At 60.7% G+C, this 16,990-nt stretch carries 15 protein-coding genes; all 15 read right to left on the reverse strand.

Annotated elements, in window-relative coordinates; translation table 11 throughout:
- Positions 1-11: 11 nt before the first annotated feature.
- Complete coding sequence (locus OLZ32_RS04420; protein ID WP_222285195.1) at positions 12-719, reverse strand: ABC transporter ATP-binding protein; 708 nt, start codon at positions 717-719, stop codon at positions 12-14.
- Entirely contained in the window at positions 712-2,469 is a 1,758-nt protein-coding gene (locus OLZ32_RS04425; RefSeq protein WP_264419701.1) for a branched-chain amino acid ABC transporter ATP-binding protein/permease, read from the reverse strand. Before OLZ32_RS04425 ends, OLZ32_RS04420 begins: the two co-directional genes overlap by 8 nt.
- Positions 2,462-3,295, reverse strand: coding sequence for a branched-chain amino acid ABC transporter permease (locus tag OLZ32_RS04430; RefSeq protein WP_264419703.1), 834 nt, complete (start codon positions 3,293-3,295; stop codon positions 2,462-2,464). Before OLZ32_RS04430 ends, OLZ32_RS04425 begins: the two co-directional genes overlap by 8 nt.
- Before the next feature lie 51 nt (positions 3,296-3,346).
- Positions 3,347-4,495, reverse strand: a complete 1,149-nt coding sequence (locus tag OLZ32_RS04435) for a substrate-binding protein (protein WP_264419705.1) — start codon at positions 4,493-4,495, stop codon at positions 3,347-3,349.
- Positions 4,496-4,524: 29 nt separating this feature from the next.
- The gene (locus OLZ32_RS04440; protein WP_264419707.1) at positions 4,525-5,370 is read right to left on the reverse strand and encodes a nitrilase family protein; all 846 of its coding nucleotides are present in this window, start codon (positions 5,368-5,370) and stop codon (positions 4,525-4,527) included.
- A gap of 188 nt (positions 5,371-5,558) precedes the next feature.
- Positions 5,559-6,182, reverse strand: a complete 624-nt coding sequence (locus tag OLZ32_RS04445) for an ANTAR domain-containing response regulator (protein WP_264419709.1) — start codon at positions 6,180-6,182, stop codon at positions 5,559-5,561.
- 1 nt (position 6,183) lies between these two features.
- The gene (locus OLZ32_RS04450; protein WP_264419711.1) at positions 6,184-7,317 is read right to left on the reverse strand and encodes a transporter substrate-binding domain-containing protein; all 1,134 of its coding nucleotides are present in this window, start codon (positions 7,315-7,317) and stop codon (positions 6,184-6,186) included.
- 145 nt (positions 7,318-7,462) lie between these two features.
- Positions 7,463-8,911, reverse strand: coding sequence for a M20 family metallopeptidase (locus OLZ32_RS04455; RefSeq protein ID WP_264419713.1), 1,449 nt, complete (start codon positions 8,909-8,911; stop codon positions 7,463-7,465).
- 132 nt (positions 8,912-9,043) lie between these two features.
- Complete coding sequence (locus OLZ32_RS04460; RefSeq protein ID WP_017992063.1) at positions 9,044-10,588, reverse strand: ABC transporter substrate-binding protein; 1,545 nt, start codon at positions 10,586-10,588, stop codon at positions 9,044-9,046.
- Between the two features lie 24 nt (positions 10,589-10,612).
- The gene (locus OLZ32_RS04465; RefSeq protein ID WP_264419716.1) at positions 10,613-11,476 is read right to left on the reverse strand and encodes a class A beta-lactamase-related serine hydrolase; all 864 of its coding nucleotides are present in this window, start codon (positions 11,474-11,476) and stop codon (positions 10,613-10,615) included.
- A 1-nt stretch (position 11,477) separates the two neighbouring features.
- A complete protein-coding gene (locus OLZ32_RS04470) occupies positions 11,478-13,106 on the reverse strand; it encodes an ABC transporter ATP-binding protein (protein WP_264419719.1) in 1,629 nt (542 codons plus the stop codon).
- Entirely contained in the window at positions 13,103-13,921 is an 819-nt protein-coding gene (locus tag OLZ32_RS04475) for an ABC transporter permease (RefSeq protein ID WP_264419722.1), read from the reverse strand. Before OLZ32_RS04475 ends, OLZ32_RS04470 begins: the two co-directional genes overlap by 4 nt.
- Positions 13,918-14,862 carry an ABC transporter permease gene (locus OLZ32_RS04480; protein ID WP_003547980.1) on the reverse strand — a complete coding sequence of 315 codons (945 nt, stop codon included), beginning with the start codon at positions 14,860-14,862 and terminating at the stop codon, positions 13,918-13,920. The genes OLZ32_RS04475 and OLZ32_RS04480 overlap by 4 nt, the downstream gene beginning before the upstream one ends.
- 178 nt (positions 14,863-15,040) lie before the next feature.
- Positions 15,041-15,946, reverse strand: coding sequence for a LysR family transcriptional regulator (locus OLZ32_RS04485; RefSeq protein WP_264419724.1), 906 nt, complete (start codon positions 15,944-15,946; stop codon positions 15,041-15,043).
- A gap of 37 nt (positions 15,947-15,983) precedes the next feature.
- Positions 15,984-16,958 (reverse strand): LysR family transcriptional regulator, encoded by a 975-nt coding sequence (locus OLZ32_RS04490; protein WP_264419726.1) that lies wholly within the window; start codon positions 16,956-16,958, stop codon positions 15,984-15,986.
- Positions 16,959-16,990 lie beyond the last annotated feature (32 nt).

Raw genomic sequence — 16,990 nt, forward strand, 5'->3', positions numbered from 1 at the left:
GCTCCCGCTCCCTAGATCTTCAGATGTTGCAGCACACGGCTACGGCTATCTGGACCATTGGGGCTTTCGTCTTCGATCGCCCCGAGTTTGAGAATGGCCCAGCGGTCGGCCACCGAAAGGGCAAAATCGAGGTTCTGTTCAACGAGCAGGATGGTCGTGCCGCGCTTTTCGCGATCGTCCCTTAATGCTTTGGCGATGTTCTGGACGACGGAGGGCTGCAGGCCTTCGGAGATTTCGTCGATCAGCAGCAGTTTTGGCCGCAGCATCAGCGCCCGCGCGAGGATCAGCATTTTCTGCTCCCCGCCCGACAGGGTGCCGGCCTTCTGCACCAGCCGGTCCTTCAGGAACGGGAAATAGCCGTAGACCCGTTCCAGGGCGGATGCCAGATCCCGATCACCCTTGAGCGCCAGGCGCAGATTGTCGCGGATGGAGAGATCCTGAAACAACGGCAATTCCTGAGGAGCGTAGCCGATGCCGGAAGCGATCAGCTCCGCGGGCTTCCTGTCGGTGATAGCAGCACCGTCCACCTCGATCTTGCCTTTGCCGACACGCAGAAAGCCAAGGATCGTCTTCAGTAGCGTCGTCTTGCCCATGCCGTTCTTGCCCATGAGAGCGAAGATCTCGCCCGGCCGGATGGCGAGCGATACGCCATTGACGACATCGACGGCGCCATATCCGCTCGATACGCCGCTGAGCTTGAGTTTGAACGTATCAGCCATGGGCGCCTCCTGCGTAGATGGTGCGAACCGTTTCGGAATTGACCACGTCATTCACCGTGCCGTCGAGAACGAGCTTGCCCTGATGGAGAACCACGATGCGGCTCGATATGTCGCGCACGAAATCCAGATCGTGTTCGACCAGGATGGCGGCGAAACCCATTTCGTCCGTCAGTTTCTTGAGGATGGTTCCGATGGTCGTGCGTTCGGTCTTGGTAAGACCCGCAGTCGGCTCGTCGAGAAGAATGATGCGTGGTTCCAGAGCGACGACCATCGCCAGTTCGAGAGCCTGCCTTTGACCATGCGACAGCCGCGACACCGGCTTGTCCAGCATATCAGCCATGCCGGTGAGCGTCAGGATCTCGGCCGCAGCGGCCGGCAGCATGATCTCGCCAAGCGATCGCATCGGGTTGGGTCTCTCGCGGCTGAAACGCGCCATCTTGAGGCATTCGCCGATCGTCATGCTGTCGAAGATGCTGGCAACCTGGAATTTTCGACCGACGCCGAGGGCGACGATCCGTTCGGGTGCACGACCGGCAATATTCGTGCCGATGATGTCCACCTGACCTTCGATCTGCTGGGTACCGTCTGAGAGACAACGCATCAGCGTGGTCTTGCCGGCGCCGTTCGGGCCGACCAGGCTGACGAGTTCTCCGGCGCCGATTTCAAGGTCGATGCCCTTGAGGACGGAGAAGCTGCCATAGGACTTGCCGAGACCGCGGATCGACAGAAGGCTCTTGCTTGCCAACGCGCCATCCTTGGCGAGGATGCGCGTCGGCAGGGACTTCAGAGTCCTGCTGGAGTTCGCCGACTGCTGGAAACGCGTCACCAGGGAAGCGAGGCCGCCCGGCAAAAGGATGATCATGGCGACGAAGAGCGCACCGATGATCAGTTGCCACAGGAAGGGCAGATCGCCCGAAAGACTGGCGCTCAGATAATCGATGCCGATTGCGCCGAACAAGGGTCCGATAATCGTTCCCCGGCCGCCGAGCGCTGTCCAGACGACGAGTTCGGTTCCAAAAACGAAACCGGTGTTTTCAGGTGCGACGACACCGGACGCGTTGGCATATAGGAAGCCAGCCAGGCCGCATACGCCAGCCAGAACGCCCGTCAGGACGATCTTCAGCCGGGCGGGGTTCATGCCCAGATAGGCAATGCGGGCTTCATTGTCGCGGATTGCAACGAGCAGACGGCCGGCGTCCGATCGGACAAAGACTATTGCAAGAATAGCCAAGGCCAGCAGGCACGCGCCCGACAGGCGGAAATAGCCGGGAAGCCCGAGCGGGAGAGTTTCGTAACCGACCAGGCCGCTCGAGGAACCAGTCCAGGTGCCGCCCGAAAAGACGAGCTGTGTGACGACGATCGGCACCACGAGCGAGATCACGGTGGCATAGAGCGGTGTCGAGCCGTGATAGAACGACAGCCAGCCGACGGCGAGGCCAAGCACGAGCGGAACGAGCACGGCGGCGACAAGGGCGACGACGAAAAGCGCCGGGCTTGCGCCGATATGGGTGAGAACCATGGCGGTGGCATAGGCGCCCACGCCAAAGAATGCCGCCTGCCCGAAGGTGAGAACACCCGTGTAGCCCCAGAGCAAGTCGACGGTGATCGCCAGCATGGCGTAGATCATCGAGCGCGTCAGCACGTTGAGGCTGAAGCGGCCGAGAAACATCGGTCCGAAGATGATCAACAGGAGAGCTGTCAGCGCCAGCGCCAATAGAAGGACAAGCCGGAGTTTTTGTCTGTTAGGCACGGGCAAATCCCTTCGGACGTATGCGCAATGTGATTGCGCAGAGGACGGCTACGGTGATGCCGCCGAGGATTGGACTGAAATAGATGCTGACAAGCACCTGGGCGGCCCCGAAGATGAGGCAGGCGGCAGCAAGCGCGGTAAAAGAAGAGCCTGCGACCATCACCAGCATGAAGGCGCCTGTCAGCCAGGCGACGCCCATATTGGGATCGACGCTGGTCAGCGGCGCGAGCAGCACGCCGGCAAGGGCCGCAAGGCCGGTGCCGATCATGAAGGTCGCGAGCCGCACCTTTTCGGTATCGATACCGAGTCCGCGCGCCAGCGTTTCGTTCATGATGACTGCCCGGGCGGAAAGACCAAGCCTTGTGCCATCGAGCAGCAAGGTGAAGCCGAGACCAAGACCGATCGCCGCGACAATGGCGAAAAGACGGTAGGCCGAGTAACCGGTCCCAAAGAGATCGATGGTGCCGGGCAGCAGCGCCGGGGTGAACTGCACGTCGCGGCCAAACCAGAGCGTAATCAGCTGGCCGATGACGATGCCAAGGCCCCAGGTTGCAAGAATGGCGTCGAGCGGCCGGCGATAGAGAGGCCGCACGATGAACCGTTCGGCAACACCGCCGAGGATCGCGCCGACCAGAAACGCGAAGGGAATGGCAAGCCACGGATTGAGGCCGAACCCGCTGACGACGACAGCGCAGTAGGCCCCGATGGTCAGCCATGCGCCATGTGCGAAATTGATGATCTTCAGCACGCCGAAGATCGCAAGCAGCCCGGCGGCAACGATGAAGAGAATGGCCGCAGTGCTGACAATATCGAGAAAGAGCGTCATTTCTGGAACTCCGATGCTGGAGGCGGGGCACCCTGCCCCGCCACGCTGGTTTCAGAGATTCGGGCACTGATCGCCGGGATCGACGTCCTTGAAGCTATCGACGACTGCAACGCTGCCATCGTCCTTTACCTGGCCAAGATACATCGTCAGCGGCGCGTGATGCTGCTTGTTCATCGAGATTTTGCCGCGCGGACCGGTGAAGGATACATCAGGGAGGGCTTTGAGCACGTCCGCCGTATCCGTGCTGCCGGCCTTTTCGACGGCTGCCTTGTAAAGGTAGATTGCTTCATATTGCGGCACGGAAAGATCGTTCGGCGTGCGCAGTTCCTTGCCGAACTTCTTGTCCATGGCCGAGAGAAAAGCCTTGTTTTCCGGGCTGTCGATGCCGGTGACGTAGGAAGCGGAGAGGAAGATGTCCTTGGCATCCGCGCCCATGCTCTTGGCTGTGCCTTCGTCGACCGCGAGATTGCCGTAAGGCAGGGTGACGCCAGACGAGCGCAACTGCTTGGTCAAGGTTACGTTCGGTGCGCCGCCGGCCGTCGAGGTGATGATGGCATCGGCGCCGGAGGAGCGGACCTTGGAAATGATAGCCGTCCAGTCGCTGCCGTCCATCGGCAGATATTCCTCGCCGACGATCTGAGCGCCGGCTTTTTCGATATAGCCCTTGGCGAAGGTCAGCATGCCGCGTCCGAAGGCATAATCCGAGCCGATCAGGAAGAACTTCTTTGCGCCCTGTTTGCTGATGAAATTGTCGACGACAGGCGGCACCTGCTGTTCTGGAACCCAGGCATCGACGAAAAGATTGGCGTTGCAGGATTTGCCTTCGTAGAACGACGTGTAGATGTATGGCACGTCACCCTTGGAAATGATCGGCAAGCCGGCATTGCGCGCAGCACTCGTCTCCATGGAGATGACCACGTTCACCTCCTTCTGGAAAACCAGGGAATCGAAGGCCTTTTGCGCGCCGGCCGCGCCTGATGCGTCGTCGGCGATCTCAAGCTCCAACGGCCGCCCGAGTACGCCGCCTTTGGCATTGATTTCTTCGACGGCGAGCTCCGCAGCTTGGACGACGGACGGCGCAACGACGCTGTTTGCGCCAGACAGCCCGACCGGCACGCCGATCTTGATCGGATCCTCGGCGAAAGCTGCGGTGGCGAATGCCGCAGATGCCAGCATAAGGATTATGGTTTTCATTTGCATTTTGTTCCCCTTTCTTGAGTGGGTCGATGTTACCCGTAGACATCGGCTCGGCGGTCGCCGAGCAGATGATTGAAGCTGTTGAGCGTGCGGGTTTCCGTCACGCTCGACAGATCGATTTGCGCAAGGAGGATTTCCTCGCGATCGGCACTGGCCGGACCAGATATCGGCCAGCCTTGCGGGCCGACGATAAGGCTTCGGCCGATGAAGGACTGGCCGCGCTCGATGCCGATCCGGTCGGCGCAGGCAATGTAGAGACCATTGGTGTGGGCGGCCGCCTTGTGGAGGATATTGGCCATCGGCTCGGGAACGCTTTCCGCACCGGCCATCGGTACCCAGTTGGTGGGGACGCAGACCAGTTCGGCGCCGGCCAGCGCCAACTGACGAAATGTTTCTGGAAACCAGCCGTCGTAGCAGATAGCGATGCCGATACGGCCGAATGGCAGGTCGAATACCGGCAGCCCGAGATCGCCTTTTCTGAAAAGACGGTTTTCGTTGTTCCACAGATGAAGCTTGCGGTACTTGCCGATATATCCCTCGGGACCACAGAGAAGAGCGCTGTTGTAAAACCGGTCGCCATCTTGTTCGGCAACGCCGCTGACGATGTATAGGCCAAGCTCCCCGGCGAGGCGGCAGAGCGTCTCGGCACTCGGGCCGCCGGGTACCAGGCCGGCCAATGTGGCAACCTCGTCGCCGTCACGGAAGTTATAGCCGCTATCGGCGAGTTCCGGCAGAACGACGATCTCCGCGCCTTGGGCCCTTGCCGCTCTCGTCAGCCGCTCGATAGCCGCGAGATTACCGGCGCGATCACCGACGATCGGTTCGAACTGGACGGTTGCGACGGTTACCGTCCGTGCGGCTGAGGTCTTGACGGTCAATCTTGTCTCCAAACGCAAAAAACCTCTGGCACGGAATTCAATCCGTGAACCAGAGGCTACATAGCCATGATGTGAATGCGGCAGCCCTGCCGCCGAGCAAACCTGCTCGTTGTCTTTAGGCTTGCACGAAAGAATGTGACCGTCAAGCCGCTTTAGCAGGCATTTTCAGGGTGCACAGGTTCAGCGACCTAAGGTTGAGTTTTTGCGCTGATGGAAAGTCCGAGGCTTTTCATGGTGTCTTGCGCGGCAATGATGGATTCGGCGATCGTAGCCATCGGAACGCGCTTTGACGTCGCCTGATCGCGCAAGAGTTTATAGGCCGCCTCCTCGTCGAGACCATTCATCACCCGCAACGCCGAAACGGCTTTTTCGACTAGCCGGCGACTTTTCAAGGTTTCTTCGAGTTTCTGCACCTTGCCGGCGAGCCGTTTTTCGTAGCCATGCCGATAACGTGCAAGCGCAAATTGCGTGAGGATGCCGAGCGGCCGCAACGGTTTGCTGATAACGCCGTGAGCATTGAGATCGATGATCGCCTGGAGGGCGGTTGGGCTCTCATATGTCACGATGGCGATGATCGCCGTCTGCTGGAGATCGATAATCTGCAGCGCGTGCTCGACGTGCACATCCTCGACATGCAGGAAGACGGTGTCTACGTCAGGAGGCAAGGCTGGCGGAAGCGGCCATGTCGCCCGGACCTCGCAGCCAAGGCGCTTGAGGTGGGCGATAAGCACGTCGCCGTCCTCGTCGCGCGGATGGACGACCAGAACGCGTGCGCGCCGCAGATCCTGAACGATCCTCCTCGGTCCCGCCATCTCAGGCCTCCAGCCAAACGTCTTCGAACCGCGAAGCCGTCAGGTAGGGATCCGGCCGGATCGGGCCAGGCGCCTGCCAGGCAATGTCGAAAAGTCCATCGGGGCGCGCCACGCCGATGCGGGGATGCAGCCAGAGGTGGCGGGTATCGGCGTCGAAATTGATCCGGCCTTCCGGAGCAAGAAAGTCTTCCAGGAGAATTTCCTCGGAAATGCGATGGGTTTCGAGCGAGCCGGCCCGGGCAAGCGCTCGGGCGAAAAGGTGAACCTGCGCATAGGCCGGCTGCGACCAGACGCTGGTGGTGAAGTCCTGGCCGAAGCGGGCTTTGAATGCCCCTACGAAGCGCTCATTCGCCTCGTTCTCGACCGTCTGGAAATAGGTCGCAGACAGAATATGGCCGGTGCAGGCGTCGGCTCCGATCTCGCGAATCTCGCTCTCGGCCATGGTCAGGCTGGCAATCGGAACCCGCGTTCGATCGATTCCCGCCTCGGCATACATGCGGTAAAAACGCTGCGCTGGCCGGCCGATGATCGTCGAGAAGATGGCATCGGGCTTGAGACGGACGATATCGGAAATAACCGAACGCAAGGTTTGTTCGTCGGCATGAAGAGGAAGATATCGTTCGCTGACGACTTCGCCGCCCTTTGCCTCCACCACATCCCGCATCACCCGATTGGATTCGCGCGGATAAATATAATCCGCGCCGACGAAGAGGATGCGGCGTCCATGGTGGCGGAGAAGGTATTCCGCGAGCGCGAAGGTGTTCTGATTGAGGGTGGCGCCGGTATAGACCACGTTTTCCGAATATTCGAAACCTTCATACATCGACGGATAAAACAGCAGTCCGTTGTGCCGCTCGACGATCGGCAGCACCGCCTTTCGGCTGGCTGACATCGACGCACCGAAAATGATGTTGACGTCGTCGTCGGCCAGAAGTCGCCGGGCCAGATTGCGATAAGCGGTTTGATCCCCGCCCGGATCATAGGCGATCGGAACGATGGGCTTGCCAAGCACGCCGCCCGCCGCATTGACTTCCTCGATCGCAAGTGCGGTGCCAAGAAAGTGCTCGGTTTCCGTAATTTCGCTAATTCCGCTTCTGGAAAAAAGCACTCCCACCCGCCATTCGGAGCTTGTCATCTTTGCCTTTTCCGAGGTGTTGGAGGTTCGAAAGCGGTGAATGCCTCAGTTCCGCGCTTTCGACTTCCATACCCTTAGTGCTTTTTTATGGGATCCTGCAAGCGGGTGCGATGCAGGTCGCTCTCACAGCCGACGGAGACGGGAACTACCGGCTGTGAACCGATGCAGGCATCACATCGTCGGGTATCGGGCACACATAGGCTTTGCCGCTGGTCTTTTCCCGCCACTCGGCCTTCGCGGCTGCCAGGAGGTCGGATGACGACATCAGGGCGAAGCCCGTCGCGGCAAGCGTTTTGGCCGCATGCGCCATGGCCTTGTGCGCGGCCGGGCTTTTTCCCTGCGCGACGACTTGCCAGGTATGGGGATTGGTGCCGATCGCCCAGGCTGGCGCCCAGCATTGCGCGGTCGGCGTCACCCAACTGACATCGCCGACATCGGTCGATCCGGCCCGGAAATGCGATTGTCCCTCGAAATCGCGCAGACCGGTGTGCAAGGGCGTCGAGCCATCGACCTTGGCGTTGGAGAACACATCACCCTTGATCTGATAGAGACGGATGCTGCTCCTGATCGCTTCCTGCGTGAAGGTATCCTGGATTTTCCTGGCGAAAGCGATGTCGGCCTCGTCGAAGGCTATCGGCCCGAGCGCGACCATGTTCTCGTGCATCGCCGTTTCAAGCGTGATGTTGGGAAGAAGGTTCGTCGAGGCCGTGTCGAACACGATCTCGACCTCGGTTTCGGTCATCATCGCCGCACCTCGTGCAACTTTCTCGACGCGCCCGGCAAGCTCAAGCGCCTGCGGCATGTCAGGCGCCCTGATCAGATAGAGAACCTCGGCGCTGGCCTGCACGACATTGGCAGCCCTGCCGCCGGTGTCGGTGATCGCGTAGTGAACGCGACAATCCTGCGGCATGTGTTCACGCAGAAAATTGACGCCGACATTCATGAGCTCGACCGCATCGAGCGCCGAACGGCCGAGATGGGCGCTGTTCGCCGCATGTGCCGCTACACCCCTGAACCGATAGTAATATTCGAGTACGGCAAGATTGTTCGTCGAGCGAACACCGTTGAATGGAGCCGGATGCCAGGTCAGGGCGGCATCGACGTCATCGAATGCGCCGGCGCGAACCATGAAGGTCTTGCCGGAACCGCCCTCCTCTCCCGGGCAGCCGTAATAGCGCACTGTTCCGGGCAGGTTGTTCTCCTTGAGGTGGCGGGCAAGCGCAACCGCCGCCATCAGCGATCCGACGCCAAGCAGATTGTGCCCGCAGCCGTGACCGGTTGCTCCCGCCGCCTCGGGAAGAGGCTCGGCGACGTCGGCGGCCTGGCTCATTCCGGCCAGGGCATCGAATTCGCCGAGGAAAGCAATCACCGGCTTGCCGCTGCCGGATTCGCCGATGAAGGCCGTTTCCATGCTTGCCACGCCGCGGCGCACGGCAAAACCGCTTTCCTCAAGCGTCCTTGCCAGCAATTGCGACGAACGCCGTTCCTCGAACTTCAACTCCGCGAAATCCCAGATACTGTCGCTGAGAGCGATATAATCCGGCTTCATCTTTTCGACCGTCGCGGCAATGGAGCTGATCGCGTCAAGATTCATGGTATTCCTCGCTGTCTGCCCTGCCGCCACAGGGACGTGTTGCACCGGACCCGGCAGACTGCCTGCCGGATCTCCTGTTGACTGTCGAAGTGGGATGGCGGCGCCCGACCCACCGGGCGCGGCAGTTCAGGCTCAATTGTCGAGCGAAACTTCCCAAAGACGGGCATTCGATTGCCAGACGGGCTGGCCCTTCAGCTTCTTGGTCGCGCCCCAGACATCGACCATGTCATAGAGGAAGATGCCCGGCATTTCCTTGAGCATCAGCGTGTGAAACTCGTCGAAGATCGCCTGACGCTTCGTCTGGTCGGGTTCCGCATAGGCGGCCTTCATCAATTCGACTGCCTTCGGATCATCCCACATCAAGGACGCATTCTTGTCCTTGTTGCCGACATAGAAGCCGTACATCAGCGCCGGATCGAGCCGCGGCGCGACCGATTGCGAGATGATCTGGTAGTTGCCGGACCGGCGGCGGTCGACCTGCGTCGCATAGTCGAGCACCTCGATCTGCACATTGAGACCTGCCTGCTGCATCATGGCCTGCGCCATCACCGCGGCCGGGAAGCTCGGCACGTTGCTGCGCTTGTTGGCGATGATGGTAATCGGCTCGCCCTTATAGCCGGCCGTCGCAAGCTCTTTCTTCGCGGCCTCGATGTCGTAGGGCAGACGCTCCTTCTGGACATCGTCGAAATAGAGCGAGTCTTGCGAAACCATGGAACCGTTGGCTGCGCCGGTGCCGTTGGAGGCGGCCTCGACGAGCTGGTCGAGATCGAGCGCCATCGCCATCGCTCGGCGCACCCCGGGATTGCTCAGAACCTTGTCGCGCGTCTGGATGTAGAAGAGGTTTTTGCCGTTGTTGCGCGCCACGATCAGTTGCATCGTGTCGCTCGTCTTGAATTCGGGAATGAGATCCGGCGAAATCTCCGCGGTGTCGAGCACGCCGGACTGAAGGCCGGCCTTTACGGTCGAAGCATCGGGAATGACCATGAACTTGATGCCATCGACGAGAGGGCGCTTGGAGCCGACCATGCCGTCGGGCTTGCCGTCATTCTCTGGCGAGACATAATCGTCGAACTTGGCGAGATGGATATACTCGCCCTTCTTCCATTCATCCCATTTGAAGGGACCGGTGCCGATCGGCTTGATGAAGCTTCCGTCCGCGCCGACCGATTCCGGCGAGATCATCCCGGTGTAACCGCATTCGGGGCGTGACATCAGGCCAAGGAAAACCGCGGATGGCTTTTCCAGCGTGATGGTGACGGTCGAAGCATCGACTGCCTTGACCCCCGTAACATGCACGGATCCGCTGCCGTCGAAGTCAGGAAGGCAGGTCCACTTCGTTTCAGGTTTGAGATAGCGGTTCCAGTTCCACACGACGTCATCGGCGGTCAATGTCTTGCCGTTGTGGAATTTGACGTCGTCACGCAGTTTGAAGCTGTAGGTCAGCCCATCCGCCGAGACTTCGAAACTCTTTGCCAGCAGCGGCTTGACCTCGCCGTTGTTGGCATAGCCGACGAGCCCTTCGACGATATGCAGGATGACGCCATCGGTATTGCCGTCGCGATTGACGCCCGGATTGTTGCTGCGCAGATCGGAACTTTGAGCCACGACGATGTCGCGGGCGTCGACCACGCCGGTCATCGCCATCAACATGGTGCCTGCAAGAAGAAGCTTATGCATTGTTCTACCCTCTTTTTATGATCGTTAGGATTGGAATTCATCCCAGCAGGCGCGTGAAAGCCTGCCGATGGTTTCAAGCGCGACCGTGTAGCCGGGGGTGCCGTCCGGCATCTCCTGCGGCACGTCGTCGGTATAGGCGGCGATGATGTAGAAGGGGGACCCGTCGCGATAGACGATACCGGCATTCATGCGGCCGCGCTTTCCCGTGCCGCCCTTGTGGGCGACGAGCACACCGAAGGGCAGCCGGGAGGGAATGGCATAACGCAGGATCTGGTTCTTCAGGGTTTGAAGCGCATAGGCGCTGAGCGCCTGCGAGCAGCCGAGCCGGTCCGCGGCTTCCCGCGAATCCTGCGCATCCAGGATGGTCTGCAGCAGATAGACCTGATCCCGCGCCGTCGTCGTGGTGACGGCCTTCAATGAATGATCGGGCGACAGCGCCAAGGGAGGGATGAGGAAGCGATGGTTGGTGCCCGTCATGCCGATCGACTTGCAATAACTGTCGACCTCTTCGAGCGTCAGCCTTTCGAAGACCATCTTGGTGCAGACATTGTCGCTCAGCACCATCATGCCGGTGATGGCATCGCGCAGCGATATGACGATACCCGGCGTCAGATAGCGGAACATCCCGCTCGCCACTTCCTCGGCGAAACGTTTTTCGTAGGTGATCCGTTCGTCCAGATCCAGACGGCCTTCATGCGCGGCCTTCAGGGCCGCCATCATGATCGAGGTCTTTCGGGTGCTGGCCGAAGGGGTTTCCTCGTCGGCGCCTCTGCCGATCGTTTCGCCGCTGCCAAGCGCACGCACCATGAAGCGCGTCACGAACGGCTGGGCATCGCAGATCGCGTTCAATCGCTCGGCAAGCTTTGCGGGTTCAATTATCGTCGTCATGTCAGTTCTCCAGGCGCCATTTGAGGATCACGCCGCCCTGAGCATTGTGGTCCAGAGCGGGGATGGCCGAGAGAAGCCTTTGCGTATAGGCCTCCTTCGGGCTGTCGAAAACCGTATCGCGGTCGCCCTCCTCGATGATCCGGCCGTCCTGCATGACGACGACGCGATCGGCCACCTGTTCGACCACGCCGAGATCATGGCTGATGAACAGGCAGGAAAAGCCGTAGCGTTTTTGCAGATCGGACAGGAGTTCGAGCACCTGCGCCCTGACCGTCACGTCAAGCGCCGATACGGGTTCGTCGGCAATCAGGAATTTCGGCCGGCGCGCAATGGCGCGGGCAATCGCCACGCGCTGCCGCTGGCCGCCCGAAAGCTCATGCGGGTAGCGCCCGGCGTAGTCGGCCGCAAGCCCGACTTCCTCCAGCGTCTCCAAGGCGCGCTTGCGCTTAGCCATGGCGTCGAGATCGGGAACGAGCCGCAGCGCTTCTTCCACAAGCGCGAGGATGGTCATGCGCGGATCGAGCGAGGAATAAGGATCCTGAAACACCATCTGGCAATTCAGCCGATAATCCATCCAGTCGTCGTCGCGGCTGCGTCCCTTGAACCGGATATCGCCTTCGCTCTCGCGGACCAGTCCGGCAATGGTGCGGCCGAGCGTGGTCTTGCCGGAACCCGAACCGCCGACAAGCGCCACGACTTCGCCCTCGTGGATATCGATGCTGACGCCATGCAGCGCCCGTTTCGGCGTTGCCTTCTTCATCAGCGACCGCCGGCCCGCATAATCGACGACGATATCCCGCGCCGAAACCATCGGCGCCCTGGTCTTGTCGATCGTCCGCGTCTCTCCGCGAAACGGCACGGAGGAAAGCAGTTTCTTCGTATAGGCGCGCTGCGGTGCGTCGAGCAGATCGGCGGTGCGTCCTTCTTCGACGATCATGCCCTTTTCCATGACGACGATGCGGTTCGTGTAGCGCGCAACCATCGGCAGGTCGTGACTGATCAGCAGCACGGCGGTGCCTTCCGCCTGTGTCAGTTCCACCATCAATTCCATGACATCGCGCTGGATCACGGCATCGAGCGCCGTCGTCGGCTCGTCGGCGATCAGGAGCGCCGGCTTCAGCAGCATCACCGATGCCAGCATGATGCGCTGGCGCATGCCGCCTGAGAATTCATGCGGATAGGAAGTAAGCGCCCCGGCGGGGTCGCGGATCCCGACCCGGTTCAGCATGTCGAGGATCCGGCTGCGCCGTTCCTCCTTCGAAAGTTTCGTATGCAGCTGCAACCCTTCTTCGAGTTGGCGGCCGACGGTCATCGAGGGATTGAGCGAGGTCATCGGCTCCTGGAAGACGACACCGATTTCCGCACCACGCAATTGGCGCAATTGCGCGCCGTTCATGGAAAGCACGTCGCGTCCCTTGTAGGCAACGGAGCCGCCGATCACCTTGATGGGCGCCGGCAGCAGCGAGATCAGGGCGCGTGTTGCCAGCGTCTTGCCCGATCCGCTTTCTCCGACGATGCCGAAGATCTCGCCCGGCGCGATGTCGAAGCTGACCTTCTTGACGACCTGCACACCGGTTCCGGTGACCTGAAGCGTCAGGTTGCGGACATTCAAAAGTGTTCTATTGGTCATTTCAGCCCCCTCATCCGCGGATCAAGCTTGTCCCGAAGAGCGTCGCCCAGAAGATTGATGCCGAGGAGCGTCAGGGCGATCGCCAGGCCCGGGAATAGACCCAGCCAGACAGCCTGCTCGATGAATGGTCGCCCGGCAGCCAGCATGTTGCCCCAGGTCGGCGCCGGTGGCGGAACGCCGAGGCCGAGAAAGCTGAGCGCGCTTTCCGAAAGGATCGCCCAGCCGAACATTGAGGTCGCCAGCACGGTGATCGGGGCGATGCAATTGGGGAGGATATGGCGGAACATGGTGTAGATCTCGCCATTGCCCATCACCTTGGAGGCCTCGATGAATTCCCGCTCGCGCAGCGACAGGACGGCACCCCGGACAACGCGGGCCATGGAGGGAGAATAGGCAATGCCCAGCGCGAAGATGATGCCATATTGGTTGGCGCCGAAGACGGCGAGCAATCCCAGCGCCAGAAGGATGCCTGGAAAGGCGAGAAGTGCATTGTTGACGGCCATGATGACGGCATCGATCCAACCGCGGGCGTAACCGCTGACGAGACCGATCAGCGTGCCGCAGACCGTCGCGAATGTGACCGTCAAGGTGCCGATCCAGACGCTCGCCCGGGCGCCGACGATCAGGCGGCTGAGCACGTCGCGGCCGAATTCGTCGGTTCCGAGCCAGTGAGCGCTGCTTGGCGCCGCCAGCCGTGTGGTGAAGCCGAGCTTCATCGGATCATAGGGGGTCCAGAAAAGCCCGATCGCGGCGGAGATCAGCAGTGCGGCAATCAGAATACTGCCGATGAAGCCGTTGAACGTGACGTTTTTCATTCGGCGACTACCCGCGGATCGAACAAGGGATAGAGCAGGTCGACGACCAAATTGACCAGCACATAGGAAAGCGAGACGAACAGCAGGCAACCCTGGATTACGGGGTAGTCGCGGGCAAAAATGCTGTCGACCATCAGTCGCCCGAGCCCCGGAATGGTGAAGACCGTCTCGATGACGGCAATGCCGCCGAGCAGATTGCCGAGGATCAGACCGATGACTGTCCAGGTTGGGCCGAAGGCATTCTTGAAGGCGTGCCGCCAGAGGACGGCGCTCTCGGAAAGCCCCTTGGCCCGGGCGTGGGTGATATAGTCGAGACGCAGCACTTCCAGCGTCGAGGCGCGCGCCATGCGGATCAACACACCCATCTCGTGAATGACCAGGGTCATGATCGGCAGCACGAGGTAAAGCAGGCCGCCGGTGACGTTGCTGCCGATCGAGACATAGCCGAGGACCGGTAGCCAGCTGAGTTTCAGGCCGAAGAAAAGCAGAAGCAGGAGGCCGAGCCAGAATGTCGGGATTGACAGCAGGATCGTGGCCGTGCCGACCAGCGCCAGGTCCGTCAGACTGTTTTGCCGCCAGGCGGCGATGACACCCGCCGGCACGGCGATGAGGCTCGCCAGAAGCACGGCGACGACAACGACTTCGGCGCTGACCAGAAAGCGCGATGCGACGAGCGGCAGAACCGGCTCGTCATTGACGATCGAGCGGCCGAAATCACCCTGGACGACATTGGCGCTCCAGATCAGGAACTGTTCCGGCAGCGATTTGTCGAGGCCGAGTTCCGAGCGCATCGCCGCGATCTGCTCCGGCTCGGCCATATCACCCAGCATCAGCGCCGCCGGATCGCCGGGTATGAAGCGGATCAGCGTGAAGACGGTCACCGAAACGAGGACGATCGTCGGCAATGCCATCAACAGGCGGTTTAGAACGAATTTCAGCATTTTTGTTCCCCGCGATGGGCGACGGACAGTGCCCGGCGCCATCGGTTTCGTTGCCGCAGACTATGATCGAATGAAGAAATATCCGCAATATTATGCGATTCCGTCATAAGTCTATGCGGAATACGACCGCAACCAAAGCGGCTGCGTTGGCATAAGAGTTTCGGCTAAAAGTTTGATTTCAAATGTCTTTTTGCGAAATCTGGATCTGTCGCTTCAAGGCGTCGCTGAGAGCGTGAGCGGCAATCGACAGCGGCGTCCCGACCGCCCTCGCCAATCCGAATTCCTGGGTCGCGCGCGGCACGAAAGGACGGTGAACCACCGGCAGGTGGCGATAGAGATTGGCATAAAAGCTGCTGATGATCGTGACCCCGAGGCCATGCGCGACGTAGGAACAGGCGGAGCTGTTGGTATGCGTCTCGATCTTGACGATCTGCTTGACGCCGGCCCGCCGGAAGGTCTGATCGAGCGCCATGCGGTTCGGCCGTTGGCGGCCAATCAGAATGAGGGGCACGTCGCGCAAATTTCTGACCGTGATTTCCTCCAGTTTCGCAAGAGGATGATCCTTCGGAACGACGCAGACGCTTTCGCCGGTGGCGACGCGCTCGACCTCGATGCCCGGTCCGCTCTCGCCCTCCATGCGCAGAAAGCCGAAATCGATCACCCTCTGCTCGACGAGCTTGTTGATCGCGGTCGTCGTCTCGAAGAAGGTTTCGATCCGCACACCGGGGAAATCGCTGATGTAATCGGCCAGCATTGCCGGCGCGAAATGCTCCCACATGCTGCTCGGCAGGCCGACGCGGACGATCTCCGGGCCGGCGGCGCCGCTTCTTAAGTCCTCAGCGTGGCCCGACATCCGATCGACCGCCAGCAAGATGTTCTCGGCATCGCGGGCAAGAAGCAGAGCCTCGGGGGTGGGGATGAGACGGCCTTTGTCGCGCACGAAAAGCGACATCGAAAGGTCTGCCTCGAGCTGCTGGAGGAGGCGGCTGACGCCGGACTGGCTGAGCCCCATCGTCTTTGCCGTGGCAATCGTCGACCCCGTCGCCAGAAGCGTGCGCAGGACTTCCAGTTGCTTGATATTCATGCGTTCGCGATCCCCCGGGACGGTTCAGGCACCGTCATCATGCCCAGTCCGAAATGCTTTGAAGGAAGAGGCTGGCGGCCTTGGGCATCGGAAATTTCTCTCCGCTGATCAGCGCGTAGGCAACCGGCAGTTCTGGTTCGAGCGGAATGAACTGCAGCGGCAGCGTCGCATATTCGCGGGCGATGATCTCGCCGACCAGTGCAATGCCGAGCCCCTGTGCAGCCAGCGCGCAGGCACTCGCCACCGAATGCGCCTCGAGCAGGGGGCGTTGGCGGATGCCGGATTTGTAGAACAATGCCTCCAGTTCATGGCGAACCGGTCGCTCCCTGTTCAGCATGATCAGATCCTGCCCCTTCAGGTCGCCGACCGATAATTGGCGGCTGCCGGCCTTGGGATGATCCTTGTGCAGGGCGCAAATGACCCGCGACGACAGGATCTTCTCCTGTTTCAATCCCGGGCTCATCAGCGGCAGACGCGCGAATCCGAGATCGGCCTCGCCGTCGGCCACCATCCGCTCTATTGCCAGATAGCTGCCGGACGCGACTTCGACGCGCATCGGACCATTCGCTGCGAGAAAGTTCTTCAGCATCTTCGGAATGCGTGTCGAGGAAAGACTGGAGGGAAAGGCGAGCCGCAGCATGATCTCGCGCGATCGACCGCTCTCGAGCTCCATCGCCGCGGTTTTCAAAGCGCGTAGCCGGTCGGAAATGGCACGGATTTCCGGGCCGAGCTGCAGCCCCTCGCGGGTCGGTTGAAGCCGGTTCTTTTCCCGGTCGAAAAGCCGGACGCCGAGATAGTCTTCCAGTTGCTGCAACAAGCGACTGGCATTCGATTGCGAGATCCCAAGCTCGACGGAAGCAGCGATCGTCGAGCCCGTCGCGGCGATGGCGTCATAGGCCTCGATATGCTTCAGGCTGATCGCCGCACTCGTGTCTCGCGCCATTCTATCTCCAACATCGATAGCCCTACCCGCAAACCGCATAAGATTGCGGACCTGCGGAAAGTTGAACATTTTCCGCTGAGAACCAAACTCACGGAAAGACT

The organism is Rhizobium acaciae (genome assembly GCF_025941625.1).
Classification (GTDB): domain Bacteria; phylum Pseudomonadota; class Alphaproteobacteria; order Rhizobiales; family Rhizobiaceae; genus Rhizobium; species Rhizobium acaciae.

Coding starts and splice junctions, on each gene's coding strand:
- OLZ32_RS04420 (WP_222285195.1), bottom strand. CDS start 719: ATGGCTGATACGTTCAAACTCAAGCTCAGCGGCGTATCGAGCGGATAT.
- OLZ32_RS04430 (WP_264419703.1), bottom strand. CDS start 3,295: ATGACGCTCTTTCTCGATATTGTCAGCACTGCGGCCATTCTCTTCATC.
- OLZ32_RS04435 (WP_264419705.1), bottom strand. CDS start 4,495: ATGCAAATGAAAACCATAATCCTTATGCTGGCATCTGCGGCATTCGCC.
- OLZ32_RS04445 (WP_264419709.1), bottom strand. CDS start 6,182: ATGGCGGGACCGAGGAGGATCGTTCAGGATCTGCGGCGCGCACGCGTT.
- OLZ32_RS04450 (WP_264419711.1), bottom strand. CDS start 7,317: ATGACAAGCTCCGAATGGCGGGTGGGAGTGCTTTTTTCCAGAAGCGGA.
- OLZ32_RS04455 (WP_264419713.1), bottom strand. CDS start 8,911: ATGAATCTTGACGCGATCAGCTCCATTGCCGCGACGGTCGAAAAGATG.
- OLZ32_RS04460 (WP_017992063.1), bottom strand. CDS start 10,588: ATGCATAAGCTTCTTCTTGCAGGCACCATGTTGATGGCGATGACCGGC.
- OLZ32_RS04465 (WP_264419716.1), bottom strand. CDS start 11,476: ATGACGACGATAATTGAACCCGCAAAGCTTGCCGAGCGATTGAACGCG.
- OLZ32_RS04470 (WP_264419719.1), bottom strand. CDS start 13,106: ATGACCAATAGAACACTTTTGAATGTCCGCAACCTGACGCTTCAGGTC.
- OLZ32_RS04475 (WP_264419722.1), bottom strand. CDS start 13,921: ATGAAAAACGTCACGTTCAACGGCTTCATCGGCAGTATTCTGATTGCC.
- OLZ32_RS04480 (WP_003547980.1), bottom strand. CDS start 14,862: ATGCTGAAATTCGTTCTAAACCGCCTGTTGATGGCATTGCCGACGATC.
- OLZ32_RS04485 (WP_264419724.1), bottom strand. CDS start 15,946: ATGAATATCAAGCAACTGGAAGTCCTGCGCACGCTTCTGGCGACGGGG.
- OLZ32_RS04490 (WP_264419726.1), bottom strand. CDS start 16,958: ATGTTCAACTTTCCGCAGGTCCGCAATCTTATGCGGTTTGCGGGTAGG.